This is a genomic window from Streptomyces sp. NBC_00102 (assembly GCF_026343115.1).
GTDB lineage: Bacteria > Actinomycetota > Actinomycetes > Streptomycetales > Streptomycetaceae > Streptomyces.
The window spans coordinates 1,175,509-1,191,261 of the sequence record NZ_JAPEMC010000001.1; the positions used below are offsets into that span (position 1 = coordinate 1,175,509).

Annotated in this window: 12 protein-coding genes and 1 tRNA gene; 9 read left to right on the forward strand and 4 right to left on the reverse strand. The window is 69.0% G+C overall.

Annotated features, from left to right (window positions below; translation table 11 throughout):
- Positions 1 to 136 precede the first annotated feature (136 nt).
- The 6 genes from OHA55_RS05230 to OHA55_RS05255 all read left to right on the forward strand — a co-directional run bounded on the left by OHA55_RS05230 (position 137) and on the right by OHA55_RS05255 (position 6,947).
- On the forward strand, positions 137 to 601 hold the full coding sequence (locus OHA55_RS05230) for a PaaI family thioesterase (RefSeq protein ID WP_266703255.1): 465 nt from the start codon (positions 137 to 139) through the stop codon (positions 599 to 601).
- Between the two features lie 602 nt (positions 602 to 1,203).
- Positions 1,204 to 2,430 carry a branched-chain amino acid ABC transporter substrate-binding protein gene (locus OHA55_RS05235; RefSeq protein WP_266710425.1) on the forward strand — a complete coding sequence of 409 codons (1,227 nt, stop codon included), beginning with the start codon at positions 1,204 to 1,206 and terminating at the stop codon, positions 2,428 to 2,430.
- A gap of 113 nt (positions 2,431 to 2,543) precedes the next feature.
- Positions 2,544 to 3,473 (forward strand): branched-chain amino acid ABC transporter permease, encoded by a 930-nt coding sequence (locus OHA55_RS05240; protein ID WP_266703257.1) that lies wholly within the window; start codon positions 2,544 to 2,546, stop codon positions 3,471 to 3,473.
- 5 nt (positions 3,474 to 3,478) lie between these two features.
- The gene (locus tag OHA55_RS05245) at positions 3,479 to 5,287 is read left to right on the forward strand and encodes a branched-chain amino acid ABC transporter permease (RefSeq protein WP_266703258.1); all 1,809 of its coding nucleotides are present in this window, start codon (positions 3,479 to 3,481) and stop codon (positions 5,285 to 5,287) included.
- Positions 5,288 to 5,373: 86 nt separating this feature from the next.
- The gene (locus OHA55_RS05250; protein ID WP_266710426.1) at positions 5,374 to 6,234 is read left to right on the forward strand and encodes an ABC transporter ATP-binding protein; all 861 of its coding nucleotides are present in this window, start codon (positions 5,374 to 5,376) and stop codon (positions 6,232 to 6,234) included.
- On the forward strand, positions 6,231 to 6,947 hold the full coding sequence (locus OHA55_RS05255; RefSeq protein ID WP_266703259.1) for an ABC transporter ATP-binding protein: 717 nt from the start codon (positions 6,231 to 6,233) through the stop codon (positions 6,945 to 6,947). Before OHA55_RS05250 ends, OHA55_RS05255 begins: the two co-directional genes overlap by 4 nt.
- A 96-nt stretch (positions 6,948 to 7,043) precedes the next feature.
- Here OHA55_RS05255 and OHA55_RS05260 read toward each other — a convergent pair whose 3' ends face one another.
- Positions 7,044 to 7,700, reverse strand: a complete 657-nt coding sequence (locus tag OHA55_RS05260; RefSeq protein ID WP_266703260.1) for an ANTAR domain-containing response regulator — start codon at positions 7,698 to 7,700, stop codon at positions 7,044 to 7,046.
- 100 nt (positions 7,701 to 7,800) lie between these two features.
- Between OHA55_RS05260 and OHA55_RS05265 the strand changes: the two genes are divergently transcribed.
- Together OHA55_RS05265 and OHA55_RS05270 are read left to right on the forward strand one after the other, a co-directional pair.
- A tRNA-Leu gene (locus OHA55_RS05265) sits at positions 7,801 to 7,875 on the forward strand.
- Positions 7,876 to 7,984: 109 nt separating this feature from the next.
- Positions 7,985 to 8,761 (forward strand): transcriptional regulator, encoded by a 777-nt coding sequence (locus tag OHA55_RS05270; protein WP_266703261.1) that lies wholly within the window; start codon positions 7,985 to 7,987, stop codon positions 8,759 to 8,761.
- A 7-nt stretch (positions 8,762 to 8,768) separates the two neighbouring features.
- On the opposite strand, the gene pyk is transcribed toward OHA55_RS05270, so the two are convergent.
- On the reverse strand, positions 8,769 to 10,205 hold the full coding sequence (pyk, locus tag OHA55_RS05275; protein ID WP_266703262.1) for a pyruvate kinase: 1,437 nt from the start codon (positions 10,203 to 10,205) through the stop codon (positions 8,769 to 8,771).
- A 380-nt stretch (positions 10,206 to 10,585) separates the two neighbouring features.
- On the opposite strand from pyk, the gene OHA55_RS05280 reads away from it, so the two are divergent.
- Positions 10,586 to 12,400: a bifunctional UDP-sugar hydrolase/5'-nucleotidase gene (locus tag OHA55_RS05280; protein ID WP_266703263.1), complete on the forward strand. Its 1,815-nt coding sequence runs from the start codon at positions 10,586 to 10,588 to the stop codon at positions 12,398 to 12,400.
- A gap of 118 nt (positions 12,401 to 12,518) precedes the next feature.
- On the opposite strand, the gene OHA55_RS05285 is transcribed toward OHA55_RS05280, so the two are convergent.
- Both OHA55_RS05285 and OHA55_RS05290 read right to left on the reverse strand, forming a co-directional pair.
- Positions 12,519 to 13,979 carry a lysine N(6)-hydroxylase/L-ornithine N(5)-oxygenase family protein gene (locus OHA55_RS05285; protein ID WP_266703264.1) on the reverse strand — a complete coding sequence of 487 codons (1,461 nt, stop codon included), beginning with the start codon at positions 13,977 to 13,979 and terminating at the stop codon, positions 12,519 to 12,521.
- Positions 13,976 to 15,466 carry an aminotransferase class V-fold PLP-dependent enzyme gene (locus OHA55_RS05290; RefSeq protein ID WP_266703265.1) on the reverse strand — a complete coding sequence of 497 codons (1,491 nt, stop codon included), beginning with the start codon at positions 15,464 to 15,466 and terminating at the stop codon, positions 13,976 to 13,978. The genes OHA55_RS05285 and OHA55_RS05290 overlap by 4 nt, the downstream gene beginning before the upstream one ends.
- Positions 15,467 to 15,753 lie beyond the last annotated feature (287 nt).

Below are 15,753 nucleotides of genomic sequence, written 5' to 3' on the forward strand. Positions count from 1 at the left end.
CCCGTAACCCGCCCGAACCAGTTGGAACCGGACTCGACCGGGCACGGCGGGACAGGAACCTAAGCGCCCGCTCAGTGGTCTCTGGTAAGAACGGAGCGCACAGCGAAGCCACCACCGGACGAACGGAGCCGTACCCATGGGCGACCAGAGCGCACCCGTGTTCCCGCAGGACGTCATCGACGAGTACGCCACCCTCGGCATCGATCTGCCCGCCCTCTTCTCCGCCGGGCACCTCGGCGAGCGGATGGGCGTGCGGATCACCGAGGCGTCCGCGGACCGCGTCGTCGGCACCATGCCGGTCGAGGGCAACACCCAGCCCTACGGACTGCTGCACGGCGGGGCGTCCGCCGTGCTCGCCGAGACCCTCGGCTCCATCGGTTCCATGCTCCACGGCGGCGCCGGGAAGGTCGCGGTCGGCGTCGACCTCAACTGCACCCACCACCGGGGGGTCCGCAACGGCCTGGTGACGGGTGTCGCCACCCCCGTGCACCGCGGGCGCTCCACGGCCACCTACGAGATCGTCGTCACGGACGACGACGGGAAGCGGGTCTGCACCGCTCGCCTCACCTGTCTGCTGCGCGAGACCCCGGCCGCCGGCTGACCCTCCCGCGCCCCCCTTCCCCCCTGCCCGGCCGGACTCGCGAACCACCCGGCCGGGCATCTTCATGTGCACTACACGTAACAATAGTTGACCATGGGATCCAGCCAACTCACCCCGTATTGAGCGGGGTTCGATGCACCACTTCACGCCACCGCACGGTCACGACGGATCCGCGAACCCCACGGCGTAACACTGCGTAACAGGCGCGCAATGAACGAACCCCCCGTCACGCACCCCGCCCCACACCTTCCCGGCCCTCCGCCGCCGCGCACCGCGCGACCCCGCCCGTCAGGACCAAGATCGCCCCAAGCCCCTTAGCAGAGCTGGGCGTTCTCACCATGCGAGAAGGAACCGCCGGTCCCCAACCGGCACATGTCACCCTCCACACCTCAAGCCTTCCTCAAGTCATAACAAGACAGTCACATCCTTGCCCTCACCCGTCCACGACCCCACCACCTGCGCCTAGAGTCACCGCCAGTCACCGCGCCGCCGGGTGCGGCTGCAGCACGCCCCTGTACCCAACACGTACGGCTTGGCGAACGACAGGCACCTCAACGGAGGAGGCCGCGCCAGGGAAAGGACTTTTCGTGCGACACCGTTCATTGCTCATACTCACCGCAGTGCTCACCACCGGAGCACTCTCCCTCACAGCCTGCGGCTCGCGCGACGACGACAAGGGCAGCGACGGCGCGAGCGGCAGCGGTAAGAACCAGACCGTCGTCATCGGCCTCGACGCCCCCCTGAGCGGCGACCTCTCCGCCCTCGGCCTCGGCATCAAGAACTCCGCCGACCTCGCCGTCAAGACGGCGAACAAGGAGAAGACGGTCCCGGGCATCACGTTCGAGCTCCAGCCCCTCGACGACCAGGCCCAGCCCTCCGTCGGCGGCCAGAACGCCCAGAAATTCATCGGCAACAAGGACCTCGTCGGCGTCGTCGGCCCCCTCAACTCCAGCGTCGCCCAGTCGATGCAGAAGCCCTTCGAGGACGCCAGCCTCACCCAGGTCTCGCCCGCCAACACCGGCACCGAGCTGACCCAGGGCGACAACTGGAAGGACGGCGACGCGGCCAAGAAGCGCCCGTTCAAGACGTACTTCCGCACCGCCACCACCGACGCCATCCAGGGCGCCTTCGCCGCGAACTACCTGTTCAAGAACGCGGGCATCAAGGACGTCTACCTCATCGACGACCAGAAGACCTACGGCGCCGGCCTCGCCGCCTCCTTCAAGACGACCTTCACCTCCCTCGGTGGCAAGATCGTCGGCAGCGACCACGTCAACCCCGACGACCGCGACTTCAACTCCGTCGTCACCAAGGTGAAGAGCTCCGGCGCCAAGGCCGTCTACTACGGCGGTGAGTACCCCGCCGGCGCACCCCTGAGCCAGCAGCTCAAGGACAGCGTCCAGATCCCGCTCATGGGCGGCGACGGCATGTACAGCGCCGACTTCATCAGCCTCAACAAGAAGGCCCAGGGCGACATCGCCACCTCCGTCGGCAAGCCCGTCGAAGAGCTCGACTCCGCCAAGAAGTTCATCGCGGACTACTCCGCGGCCGGCTACAAGGACGCCTACGAGGCGTACGGCGGCGGCACCTACGACGCCACCTGGGCCATCATCGAGGCCGTCAAGATCGTCGCCGCCGAGAACGACGGCAAGCTCCCCGACGACAGCCGCGAGAAGGTCCTCGCCGCCATGGCCAAGGTGCAGTTCGACGGCGTGACCGGCCCGGTCGCCTTCGACCAGTACGGCGACACCACCAACACCATGATGACCGCCTACCAGGTCGACGGCGGCAAGTGGGTCTCCAAGCTCAGCGAGGCCGTCACCAAGTAAGCAGGGCCGACGCCCCGGCTCTTCGACGGCCGCCAGGCCACCAGACCGCGCGGGAGCGCCACCAGCGCTCCCGCGCGGCGCCATATCCGAACCACTCCAACGGAGGCCCTGCGGTGCACGAACTGCCGCAACAGCTGGCCAACGGACTCATCCTCGGCGCGATGTACGGACTCATCGCGATCGGTTACACGATGGTCTACGGAATCATCCAGCTCATCAACTTCGCACACGGCGAGATCTTCATGATCGGAGGCTTCGGGGCACTCACCGTGTACCTCTGGATGCCCTCCGGATCCAACCTCCTCGCCATCGTCCCCCTCATGATCGTCGGCGGCGTGATCTGCTCCGTCGCCGTCAGCGTCGCCGCCGAACGCTTCGCCTACCGGCCCCTGCGCAACGCACCCCGCCTCGCCCCGCTCATCACCGCGATCGGCCTCTCCCTCGCCCTCCAGCAGGCCGTCTGGAAGTGGTACCCCGACGCGACCGCCGACCGCTCCTTCCCGCAGTTCAAGGGCGGCGCCTTCGACCTGCTCGGCGCCCACATCCAGCGCGGCGACCTCTTCGTCCTCATCTCCGCACCCGTCTGCATGCTCGCCCTCGGCCTCTTCGTCTCCAAGACCCGCGCCGGCCGCGGCATGCAGGCCACCTCGCAGGACCCCGACACCGCCAAGCTCATGGGCATCAACACCGACCGGATCATCGTCATGGCCTTCGCCATCGGTGCCGCGTTCGCCGCCGTCGCCGCCGTCGCCTACGGGCTCAAGAACGGCCAGATCGGCTTCCGGATGGGCTTCCTCATGGGCCTCAAAGCCTTCACCGCCGCCGTACTCGGCGGCATCGGCAACATCTACGGCGCCATGCTCGGCGGCGTCGTCCTCGGCCTCGCCGAAGCCCTCGCCACCGGCTACATGAGCGACGTCCCCGGCATGGACCTCTTCGGCGGCGGCGCCTGGAAGGACGTGTGGGCCTTCGCGCTCCTCATCATCGTCCTGCTGCTGCGGCCACAAGGGCTGCTCGGCGAACGCGTCGCGGACAGGGCGTGACACGGATGACCACTCACACCTCCGGCGCCCCCCTCGGCCTGCTGCCCCCCGCCACCGCCCGCGCCGTCACGACGGCAGGCGCGGCCGTCTCCCTCGCAGGCACCTTCCTCGCCTGGACCTGGACCGACGAATTCCCCGGCGACCTCACCGTCACCGGATACCCCGGGGGCCTCCAGGTCCTCACCCTCGTCGGCTCCCTCATCACCCTGCTCCTCGCCCTCTCCGGATACGGCATCCGCGGACTCGGCTGGCTCACCCCCGGCGGCACCAACGCCTCCGTGCGCTTCGCCGCACTCGGCATCCTCGCCACCACCGGCTACGCCGCCGGCGCCATCACCGTCGACCTCGGCGGCGTCGTCAACCTCGAACCCGGTGCCTGGGTCAGCCTCGCCGGCTCCCTCGTCGCCGCACTCGGCGCCTTCGGCCTCCCCGCCGACCAGGCCCTCGCCGATGAGAACCCCAGCGGCCCCGCCGTCCTCCGCAACAGCCTCACCGCACCCGCACCCGGACGCGCCCGCGAACTCCCCTCCTGGGCCGAGATCCTCATCATCACGGCGAGCTTCGGCGCCGGCCTCTACCTCTTCTCGTACGGCATCGACACCGAGTACACCGAACTCTTCATCGGGTTCCTGCTCACCGCCGCCTTCGGCTTCACCGCGCTGCACCGGGCCGGCCTCGTCGCCCGCATCTCCGCGCTGACGGCCAAGCACCGCAACGTCACCCTCACCGCCGCCCTCGCCGCAGCCTTCTGCTTCCCCTTCACGCAGACCACCGGCGAGTACGCGCTCATCGGCACCAACATCCTCGTCTTCGCGACCGTCGCCCTCGGGCTCAACGTCGTCGTCGGCCTCGCCGGCCTCCTCGACCTCGGCTACGTCGCCTTCCTCGGTGTCGGCGCCTACACCGCCGCCCTCGTCTCCGGCGCCTCCGCCTCCGCGATCGGCGTCCACTTCCCCTTCTGGGCGGCCATCCTCACCGGCGGCGCCGTCTCCATGATCTTCGGCGTCCTCATCGGCGCCCCGACCCTGCGGCTGCGCGGCGACTACCTCGCCATCGTCACCCTCGGCTTCGGAGAGATCTTCCGCGTCACCGTCAACAACCTCAACGGCAACAGCGGCCCCGACCTCACCAACGGCTCCCAGGGCATCCCCTCCATCCCCGACCTCGACCTCTTCGGATTCGAGTTCGGAGCCAACCACGACATCGGCCCCTTCAGCCTCAGCAGGCCCGCCAACTACTACCTGCTGATGCTCCTCGTCACCGCCGTCGTCATCCTCGTCTTCCGCCGCTCCGGCGACTCCCGCATCGGCCGCGCCTGGGTCGCCATCCGCGAAGACGAAACCGCCGCCACCGCCATGGGCATCAACGCCTTCCGGCTCAAGCTGCTCGCCTTCGCCCTCGGCGCCACCCTCGCCGGTCTCGCCGGAGCCGTACAGGCACACGTCAACTACACCGTGACGCCCGAGCAGTACCAGTTCGCCGGCTCCGTACCCCCGAACTCCGCCTTCCTCCTCGCCGCCGTCATCCTCGGCGGCATGGGAACCCTCAGCGGACCCTTCGTCGGCGCCGCACTCCTCTACCTCATCCCGGCCAAACTCCAGTTCATGCAGGACTACCAGCTGTTCCTCTTCGGCATCGCGCTCATCCTGCTGATGCGCTTCCGCCCCGAAGGCCTCATCGCCGACCGGCGCAAGCGACTCGAATTCCACGAGTCCGCCAAGAACGACGCGGAGAGCACGGCCGGCCGGCCCGACGTACCCGAAACACGGCAGCCCGAGGACACCGGCGCCGGCATCGCCAAGGCGGGGGCGTGACCACCGTGACCACCACCACGAACACCACAGAGAACCCCGGAGCCCCCGCCACCGGCGGCACCGTCCTCGACGCCACCGGCGTCACCATGCGCTTCGGCGGCCTCACCGCCGTACGCGACGTCTCCCTCACCGTCGACAGCGGCGAGATCGTCGGCCTCATCGGCCCCAACGGCGCCGGGAAGACCACCTTCTTCAACTGCCTCACCGGCCTCTACGTCCCCACCGAGGGCAAGGTCAGCTACAAGGGCACCGTCCTGCCGCCCAAGCCCCACCTCGTCACCCAGGCAGGCATCGCCCGCACCTTCCAGAACATCCGGCTCTTCGCCAACATGACCGTCCTGGAAAACGTCCTCGTCGGCCGCCACACCCGCACCGACGACGGACTCTGGTCCGCCCTCCTGCGCCTCCCCGGCCACACCCGCGCCGAAAAGGCCAGCCGCGAACGAGCCATGGAACTCCTGGAGTTCATCGGCCTCGCCCACAAAGCCGACCACCTCGCACGCAACCTCCCCTACGGAGAGCAGCGCAAGCTGGAAATCGCGCGCGCCCTCGCCAGCGACCCCGGACTCCTCCTCCTCGACGAGCCCACCGCCGGCATGAACCCGCAGGAAACCCGCGTCACCGAAGAACTCATCTTCGCCATCCGCGACCAGGGCATCGCCGTACTCGTCATCGAGCACGACATGCGCTTCATCTTCAACCTCTGCGACCGCGTCGCCTGCCTCGTCCAGGGCGAGAAACTCGTCGAAGGCACCCCCAGCACCGTCCAGGGCGACGAACGCGTCATCGCCGCCTACCTCGGCACCCCCTTCGAAGGAGCCCCCGGCGCCGACGAAGTCGCCGAAGTGGAAGCCGCCGAAGCAGGCCACGGCACCACGGCGGGCGGCACAGCCGCCGAAAGCACCAGCAGCACCACCGGCACCCCCGCCGAGGAGGAAACCTCATGACCGCGCTCCTGGAAGTCGAGGACCTCCGCGTCGCCTACGGCAAGATCGAAGCCGTCAAAGGCATCTCGTTCAGCGTCGAAGCCGGCCAGGTCGTCACCCTCATCGGCACCAACGGCGCCGGAAAGACGACCACGCTGCGCACCCTCTCCGGGCTCCTCAAACCGGCCGGCGGGCGCATCGTCTTCGACGGAAAGCCCCTCGCCGACGTCCCCGCGCACAAGATCGTCGCCCTGGGCCTCGCCCACTCCCCCGAGGGACGCCACATCTTCCCCCGGCTGACGATCGCCGAAAACCTCCTCCTCGGCGCCTACCTGCGCAGCGACAAGACAGGCATCGAACAGGACGTCCAGCGCGCCTACGACCTCTTCCCCATCCTCGGGGAACGCCGCAAGCAGTCCGCCGGAACCCTCTCGGGCGGCGAGCAGCAGATGCTTGCCATGGGACGCGCCCTGATGTCGCGGCCCAAGCTGCTCATGCTCGACGAGCCCTCCATGGGCCTCTCTCCGATCATGATGCAGAAGATCATGGAGACCATCGTCGAACTCCGGTCCTCCGGTACGACGATCCTCCTGGTCGAGCAGAACGCCCAGGCGGCTCTCTCCCTCGCGGACCAGGGCCACGTGATGGAGATCGGCAAGATCGTCCTCTCCGGCACCGGGGCCGACCTGCTGCACGACGAGTCGGTCCGCAAGGCCTACCTCGGCGAGGACTGACCCCGCGCACACCGCGCCCGCACTGCACAGGGCCCGCACTCCGAGCGATTCGGAGTGCGGGCCCTGTGGCGTCGTGGAACGGGAAGGGCGGCGCCGTTACTCGGCGGCCTTCTTCTTCTCCGCTGCGTCCTCGATCAGCGCCTCGGCCAGCTGCTGCATCGAGAGCCGCCGGTCCATCGAGGTCTTCTGGATCCAGCGGAACGCGGCCGGCTCGGAGAGGCCGTAGTCGGTCTGGAGAATGCTCTTCGCCCGGTCGACCAGCTTCCGGGTCTCCAGCCGCTGGGCCAGGTCCGCGACCTCGTTCTCCAGCGCCCGCAGCTCGGCGAAGCGGGACACCGCCATCTCGATGGCGGGCACCACGTCGCTCTTGCTGAACGGCTTCACCAGGTACGCCATCGCCCCGGCGTCGCGGGCCCGCTCGACCAGGTCGCGCTGCGAGAAGGCGGTGAGCATGAGGACCGGGGCGATGGACTCCTCGGCGATCTTCTCCGCCGCGGAGATCCCGTCGAGCACCGGCATCTTGACGTCGAGGATGACCAGGTCGGGCTTGTGCTCCCGGGCCAGCTCGACGGCCTGCTGGCCGTCACCGGCCTCACCGACGACCGCGTACCCCTCTTCCTCCAGCATCTCCTTGAGGTCCAGGCGGATGAGCGCTTCGTCCTCGGCGATGACGACTCGGGTCGTCAGCGGCGGGACGTGCGACTTGTCGTCGTCGACGGCGTCTACGGGCTCGGGCGACTCGGGCGTGGTCACGGGGGCTCCTCGGTAAGGACAGGGGTACTGCTCCCAAGAGCCTACCTAGCTGCGGTATGGTGGATCATCAGCGGGTCGAGGTTAACCTTTGATTCTGCGAGCCCCGGTAGTCCAATTGGTTAGAGACAATGGATTCAAAACCCATACAGTGTCGGTTCGAGTCCGACTCGGGGTACTTTTCCTTCGTTTCGAAGGCTCGCACATATTCGCCGAACTTCACTTGATCTGAGTACGGATCACGGATTCCCGCGCCCGTTCCACGTCTTCGGGCGAAGCTCGGCGCCATGTACGACCTGGGAACCCGGAAGCATGCCCTGACGCTGGTGGCACAGGGCCGCAGTCTCAACTCCGTGAGCAGGCTCACCGGCGTCTCCCGCTCCGCCATCCGCTCCTGGCAGACCCGTCTCGAACCGCTCGAACCCGCCCGCGCGGAGCCCTGCCCCCGGTGCGCCTCCGCGCCCACCGCGGTCGAGCCGACCGCCGCGTACGCGTACCTGCTGGGGCTCTACCTGGGCGACGGATGCATCAGCGCGGCACCCCGCGGGGTGTACGCCCTGCGCATCGCGTGCGCCGACGCCTGGCCCGGGCTCATCGACGCCTGCGCCGAGGCGGTGCGGCAGGTCCGCCCCACGAACAAGGTCATGCGGGTCAGGGCCACCGGATGCCAGTACGTCACCTCGTACAGCAAGCACTGGCCCTGCCTCTTCCCCCAGCACGGACCCGGCAAGAAGCACGAGCGCCGCATCGTCCTCGACCCCTGGCAGCGGGAGATCATCGCCGCGCGCCCCTGGGAGTTCGTGCGCGGGCTGGTCCACTCGGACGGCTGCCGGGCCACGAACTGGACGACCCGGACGGTCGGCGGGTTGGTGAAGCGGTACGAGTACCCGAGGTACTGGTTCACCAACGTCTCGGACGACATCCGCCGGCTCTACACGGACACGCTGGACACGCTCGGCGTGGAGTGGACCCACTGCGACCGGGCGGGGCGGCGGTACAACGTCTCCGTCGCCCGACGGGCGTCCGTCGCGCTCATGGACGCGCACGTCGGGCCGAAATACTGAGAGCGGGCTACTTCGGGCTGTCGTCCTCGCCGACGTGGTGGACGCGGACCAGGTTGGTGGAGCCGGCGACACCGGGCGGGGAGCCGGCGGTGATGACGATGACGTCGCCCTTGGCACAGCGGCCGATGCGCAGGAGTTCCTCGTCGACCTGGGCGACCATCGCGTCGGTGGAGTCGACGTGCGGGCCGAGGAAGGTTTCGACGCCCCAGGTGAGGTTGAGCTGGGCGCGGGTGGCGGCGTCGGGGGTGAAGGCGAGGAGCGGGATGGGTGAGCGGTAGCGGGAGAGGCGTTTGGCGGTGTCGCCGCTCTGGGTGAAGGCGACGAGGAATTTGGCGCCGAGGAAGTCGCCCATTTCGGCTGCGGCGCGTGCGACGGCGCCGCCCTGGGTGCGGGGCTTGCTGTGGTCGGTGAGCGGGGGCAGTCCCTTGGCGAGGATGTCTTCCTCGGCGGCTTCGACGATGCGGGACATGGTGCGGACGGTCTCGATGGGGTATTTGCCGACGCTGGTCTCGCCGGAGAGCATGACGGCGTCGGTGCCGTCGATGACGGCGTTGGCGACATCGGAGGCTTCGGCGCGGGTGGGGCGGGAGTTGTCGATCATCGAGTCGAGCATCTGGGTGGCGACGATGACGGGTTTGGCGTTGCGCTTGGCGAGTTTGACGGCGCGTTTCTGGACGATCGGGACCTGTTCCAGGGGCATTTCGACGCCGAGGTCGCCGCGGGCGACCATGATGCCGTCGAAGGCGGCGACGATGCCGTCGATGTTCTCGACGGCCTGGGGTTTCTCGACCTTCGCGATGACGGGGAGGCGGCGGCCTTCCTCGGTCATGACGCGGTGGACGTCGTCGATGTCCTTTCCGCTGCGTACGAAGGAGAGGGCGATGACGTCGGCGCCGATGCGCAGGGCCCAGCGGAGGTCGTCGATGTCCTTTTCGGAGAGGGCGGGGACGGAGACGGCGACGCCGGGGAGGTTGAGGCCCTTGTTGTCGGAGACCACGCCGCCTTCGAGGACGGTGGTGTGGACGCGGGGGCCGTCGACGGCGGTGACCTGGAGTGCGACGCGGCCGTCGTCGACGAGGATGCGCTCGCCGGGGGTGACGTCGGCGGCGAGGCCGTCGTAGGTGGTGCCGCAGGTGTTCTTGTCGCCGTCGGTGTGGGGTTCGACGGTGATGGTGAAGGTGTCTCCGCGTTCAAGGAGTACGGGGCCTTCACGAAATCGCCCGAGGCGGATCTTCGGGCCTTGGAGGTCGGCGAGGATGCCGACGTTGCGGCCGGTCTCCTCGGCGGCTTTGCGGACGTGGTGGTACCGCTGTTCGTGTTCGGCGTAACTGCCGTGGCTGAGGTTGAAGCGGGCGACGTCCATTCCGGCTTCGACCAGGGCTTTGATCTGGTCGTACGAGTCGGTTGCGGGGCCCAGGGTGCAGACGATTTTCGCTCGGCGCATGTTTCGAGCCTAGACCTTACCTACGGGTACGTAATTGGCTCGGCATGACCGTCCAACATCCTTTCGGTTAAGGGACGTTGACAAGTGTTGAATTGCGCGGGCCGTCGCTCCGATGAGCGTTTCCCGGGCGCCGAGGGAAGTCCGGGAGGGGTTCCGGGGGACTTCCGAGGGCTTCCCGAGGCTGGATGATCGACCGGATGTTCCGTCAGGGACAGCCGTTCGTGCGCAGACAGTCACCAGATCGAAATGTGAACAGGGTGTTCTGTATGCGTCGACTGCGTCAGAATCTACGCGCGTCATGAACGTGGAACAGCCCGCCCCGCGCCGGTCGCCCGCGTCGTCCGAGTGAAGAGTGAAGAGTGAACGAGGAGTACCGAAAAATGCCGTTGAACCGCAGGACGTTTCTGGGCCGTTCGGCTGCCGCGGGTGCGGGTGTCGCACTGGCGGGCGGAGTTGTCGCGGGAGAGGCCCAGGCCGCCGCACCCTCAAACCACGGGCACGGCGAGAGCCACGAGAAGCGGTACTCGTTCACCGTCATGGGCACGACGGACATGCACGGAAACGTCTTCAACTGGGACTACTTCACGGACAAGGAGTACGACGACGCCGCGCACAACGACGTCGGTCTGGCGAAGATCTCGACACTGGTGGACCAGATCCGCAAGGAGCGGGGGCGTGGCAACACGCTGCTGATCGACGCCGGTGACACGATCCAGGGCACCCAGCTTTCGTACTACTACGCGAAGATCGACCCGATCACCGCGAAGCGTGGTCCGGTGCACCCGATGGCGCAGGCGATGAACGCGATCGGTTATGACGCGGCGGCGCTCGGGAATCACGAGTTCAATTACGGCATTCCCGTGCTGCGGAAGTTCGAGGAGCAGCTGGACTTCCCGCTGCTCGGTGCGAACGCGCTGGACGCGAAGACGCTGAAGCCGGCGTTCGCCCCGTATGTGATCAAGCATGTGCGGACGCCGCACGGCAGGGACGTCCGGGTGGCGATCCTGGGTCTGACGAACCCGGGCATCGCGATCTGGGACAAGGCGAACGTGAGCGGGAAGATGGTGTTCCCGGGTCTTGAGGAGCAGGCGGCCCGCTGGGTGCCGAAGCTGCGTTCGATGGGTGCGGACGTCGTGATCGTCTCGGCGCACTCGGGCACGTCGGGCACGTCCTCGTACGGTGACCAGATCCCGTACGTCGAGAACGCGGCCGGTCTGGTGGCGGAGCAGGTGCCGGGGATCGACGCGATCCTGGTGGGTCACGCGCACTCGGAGATCCCCGAGTACTTCGTGACGAACAAGGAGACGGGCAAGCAGGTCGTGCTCTCGGAGCCGGCGAAGTGGGGTCAGCGTCTGACGCTGTTCGACTTCGACCTGGTGTGGGAGAAGGGCCGCTGGGCGGTCGAGAAGGTCGGCGCCCAGGTGCTGAACTCCAACACGGTGGCCGAGGACAAGAAGATCACGCGGCTCCTGAAGGACGAGCACGCGAAGGTGGTGGCCTATGTGAACCAGGTCATCGGTACCTCGGTCGCGGCGATGACCACGGCGGACGCGCCGTGGAAGGACGAGCCGATCATCGACCTGATCAACCACGTCCAGGCGGAGACGGTGAAGGCGGCGCTGGCGGGCGGGGAGTTCGCGTCGCTGCCGGTACTGTCGCAGGCGTCGTGCTTCTCGCGTACGGCCTCGATCCCGGCGGGCAACGTCACGATCAAGGACGCGGCGGGCCTGTACCCGTTCGAGAACACGCTGGAGGCGCGGGTCGTGACGGGTGCCCAGGTGAAGGACTACCTGGAGTTCTCGGCCCGGTACTACGTGCAGACGGCGGCGGGTGCCGCGGTGGACACCTCGAAGCTGACGAACGCGAACAGCACGCCGGACTACAACTACGACGCGCTGTCGGGCGTGACGTACGACATCGACATCGCGCAGCCCGCGGGCTCGCGGATCGTCGGGCTGTCGTTCGAGGGTGCGCCGATCGACCCGGCGGCGAAGTTCGTGCTGGCGGTGAACAACTACCGGGCGAGCGGCGGTGGCAACTTCCCGCACGTCCCGGCCGCGCAGCAGGTGTGGGCGAACTCGGACGAGATCCGGAACACGATCATCGCGTGGGTGACGGCGAAGGGTGAGGTCGACCCGGCGGAGTTCGCGACGGTGGGCTGGCGTCTGACGCGGGACGGCGTGCCGGTCTTCTAGTACCTGTTCCTCCAAGGGGCTTTCGGTACGCGTCCGCGTACGTGTGTGGGGCGGTCGCTCCGGCTTTCGGGCCGGGGTGGCCGCCCTTTCGCGTGGGTGGGCGTGGTGGGGCGGGGCGTCAGGTGTTCTGTCGCAGGGGGACGGGGCGTGGGTTCTGCGGGGGGACGGCGGGGTGGGGGGTGAGGCCGAAGGTGGTGAAGGCGGTGCGGTCGGGGAGGGGGTAGGGGGTGGTGCCGGTGAGGTGGTTGAGGATGGTGGCGCTCCGGTGGGCGGCGAGGCCGAGGTCGGGGGCGCCGACGCCGTGGGTGTGGCGTTCGGCGTTCTGGACGTAGATGTTGCCGGTGACGGCGGGATCGAGTTCGAGGCGGTGGTGGAGGTCGACCCGGGGGCGGCCCGCGGTGTCGCGGCGGATGTGGGGGGCGAGGGCGGTGAGGAGGGTGTCGAGGGGACGTTCGCGGTAGCCGGTGGCGAGGACGACGGCGTCGGTGGTGTGGCGGGTGCGGGTGCCCTGCTCGATGTGTTCGAGGTGGAGTTCGAGGCGGTTCCCGGCGAGGCGGCCGGCGGTGCGTACCCGGACGCCGGGGGTGAGGGTGGCGTCGGGCCAGCCGCCGTGGAGGGTGCGCCGGTAGAGCTCGTCGTGGATGGCGGCGATGGTGTCGGTGTCGATGCCCTTGTGGAGTTGCCATTGCCGGGTGACGAGGTGGTCGCGGGTCTCTTCGGGCAGTCCGTGGAAGTAGCGGGTGTAGTCGGGGGTGAAGTGTTCGAGGCCGAGTTTGGAGTATTCCATCGGGGCGAACGCGGGTGTGCGGGCGAGCCAGTGGAGTTGTTCGCGGCCGTGGGGGCGGGCGCGGAGCAGGTCGAGGAAGATCTCGGCTCCGGACTGTCCTGAGCCGATGACGGTGATGTGTCCGGCGGTGAGGAGTTCCTCGCGGTGGTCGAGGTAGGTGCCGGAGTGGATGACGGGGAGGTCCTCGGCGGCGGCGAGGGGCTGGAGCGGGGCGGGGACGTGGGGTTCGGTGCCGATGCCGAGAGCGATGTGGCGGGTGTGGGCGCGGCCGAGGGCTTCGGCTTCGCCGTCGGCGTCGAGTTGGGTGAAGTCGACTTCGTAGAGGGCGCGTTCGGTGTTCCAGCGGATGGCGTCGACCTGGTGGCCGAAGTGGAGTCCGGGGAGTTGTCGGCTGACCCAGCGGCAGTAGGCGTCGTATTCGGCTCGTTGGATGTGGAAGCGCTCGGCGAAGTAGAAGGGGTAGAGGCGGTCGCGGGTGCGGAGGTAGTTGAGGAAGGTCCAGGGGCTGGTGGGGTCGGCGAGGGTGACGAGGTCGGCGAGGAAAGGGACCTGGAGGGTGGCGCCGTCGATGAGGAGGCCGGGGTGCCAGTGGAAGGCGGGGCGTTGTTCGTAGAAGGCGGTGTTCAGCGGGGCTTGTGGCACATGGAGGGCTTGCGGGTCGTGGGGGGCTTGCGGGTCGTGGGGTCGGCGGACGTCGTGGGCGAGGGCGGCGAGGGAGAGGTTGAAGGGGCCGATGCCGATGCCGATGAGGTCGTGGGGCTGGTCGGCGGTGGGGGTGGGACGGTCGGTCATCGGTGGGTGGAGCCTTCCGTGAGTTCGGTGTCGGGGAGGGTGAAGTGGGCGCGGTGGGTGGCGTGCGCGTGGCCGGTGACGTGCGCGTGGCCGGTGACGTGCGCGTGGCCGGTGACGTGCGCGTGGCTGGTGACGTGGGCGAGGAGAGTGGTGAGGTCGGCGGGGGTGGTGCCGGGGTTGAGCAGGGTGGCTTTGAGCCAGAGCCTGCCGTCGGCGTGGGCGCGGCCGAGTACGGCGTGGCCCCGGTCGAGGAGGGTGCGGCGGAGGGTGGCGACGGTGTGGTCGTCGGCGTCGGTGGGGCGGAAGAGGACGGTGCTGATGGTGGGGGGTGCGTGGAGTTCGAGGCCGGGGGTGCGGGTGATGAGGGTGGCCAGGTGGTGGGCGGCGGCGACGGTCCGGTCGATGAGGTCGGCGAGTCCGTCGCGGCCGAGGGCCTGGAGGGTGACGGCGATCTTGAGGGCGTCGGGGCGTCGGGTGGTGCGCAGGGAGCGGCCGAGGGTGTCGGGGATGCCGGCTTCGGTGTCGTCGTCGGCGTTGAGGTAGGGGGCGAGGTGGTGGAGGGGTGAGAGGTGGTGGTGGCCGGGGACGGCGAGGATGCCGGCGGGGGCGGGCTGCCAGCCGAGTTTGTGGAGGTCGAGGGTGACGCTGTGGGCACGGTGGATGCCCTGGATCTTGGTGCGGTGGGTGGGGCTGAAGAGGAGGGTTCCGCCGTAGGCGGCGTCGATGTGGAGTTCGGCGCCGTGGGTGTCGCAGAGGTCGGCGATCTCGGTGAGGGGGTCGATGGCTCCGGTGTCGGTGGTGCCGGCCGTGGCGGTGACGAGGTGGGGGCCGGGGGTGGTGGTGAGGGCGTGGTGGAGGGCTGCGGGGTCCATGACGCCGGTGGGCGTGGGGAGGACGTGGGGTGCGGGGAGGCCGAGGAGCCAGGCGGCGCGGGTGATGCTGTGGTGGGCGTTGGCACCGTGGATGGTCCGTACGGGGCCGTGGCGTTCGCGGGCGAGGAGGAGGGCGAGTTGGTTGGCTTCGGTGCCGCCGGTGGTGATGACGGCGTCGGGGCGGGGGTGGTGGGGGTAGATCTCGCGGGCGAGCGTGGCGGTGAGTTCGGCTTCGAGGGTGGTGGCGGCGGGGGCCTGGTCCCAGGAGTCCATGGAGGGGTTGAGGGCCGAGGCGGCGAGGTCGGCGGCTGCGGCGAGGGCGAGGGGCGGGGTGTGGAGGTGGGCGGCGCAGTGGGGGTGTGCGGGGTCGGCGGCGCCTTCGGCGAGTGCGGTGACGAGGGTGCGCAGGGCGTGGTGGGCGCCGGTGCCTTCGTCGGGGAGGAGGGGGCCGACGGCGTGGCGGGTGCGGGCGGTCGTGGTGGTGGGGCCGCCGGCGGGGAGGGGACCGTCGCGGCGGGCGGCGCCTTCGTGGAGGGCGGCGAGGACGGTGTCGAGCAGGGGGCGGAGGTGGTCGGGGCCCGCGGTGCCGCCGGAGAGGGGTGGGGTGGGGGACATGGGTGTGGGCTGTCCTTTCGGTGGTGGGGTGGTGGTGGACGTGCGGGCGTCTCTTTGTTCGGGTTGCGGCAGGGCCGTCCGGTCCAACGATGCCGACCCTAGAGGGGTATGGGCGTGTGTCGCGGCGCACGCGTACGTATTACCCATCCCTGTACGGGAGTTCGAGTTGGACGGGCGCATGCGGAAGGGGTGGCGGGCTTGCGCAGGGCGCTACCCGCCGCACCCGACCGGCCCCTGCTGCGGCATGGTTCGGAGCGCGTCCGGATACGGCCGCGCCCGGCGCCCCT

Bases quoted from the DNA above. Each gene is read 5' to 3' on its own strand.
- OHA55_RS05230 (WP_266703255.1), top strand. From the start codon at position 137: ATGGGCGACCAGAGCGCACCCGTGTTCCCGCAGGACGTCATCGACGAG.
- OHA55_RS05245 (WP_266703258.1), top strand. From the start codon at position 3,479: ATGACCACTCACACCTCCGGCGCCCCCCTCGGCCTGCTGCCCCCCGCC.
- OHA55_RS05250 (WP_266710426.1), top strand. From the start codon at position 5,374: ATGCGCTTCGGCGGCCTCACCGCCGTACGCGACGTCTCCCTCACCGTC.
- OHA55_RS05255 (WP_266703259.1), top strand. From the start codon at position 6,231: ATGACCGCGCTCCTGGAAGTCGAGGACCTCCGCGTCGCCTACGGCAAG.
- OHA55_RS05270 (WP_266703261.1), top strand. From the start codon at position 7,985: ATGTACGACCTGGGAACCCGGAAGCATGCCCTGACGCTGGTGGCACAG.
- pyk (WP_266703262.1), bottom strand. From the start codon at position 10,205: ATGCGCCGAGCGAAAATCGTCTGCACCCTGGGCCCCGCAACCGACTCG.
- OHA55_RS05280 (WP_266703263.1), top strand. From the start codon at position 10,586: ATGCCGTTGAACCGCAGGACGTTTCTGGGCCGTTCGGCTGCCGCGGGT.
- OHA55_RS05285 (WP_266703264.1), bottom strand. From the start codon at position 13,979: ATGACCGACCGTCCCACCCCCACCGCCGACCAGCCCCACGACCTCATC.
- OHA55_RS05290 (WP_266703265.1), bottom strand. From the start codon at position 15,466: ATGTCCCCCACCCCACCCCTCTCCGGCGGCACCGCGGGCCCCGACCAC.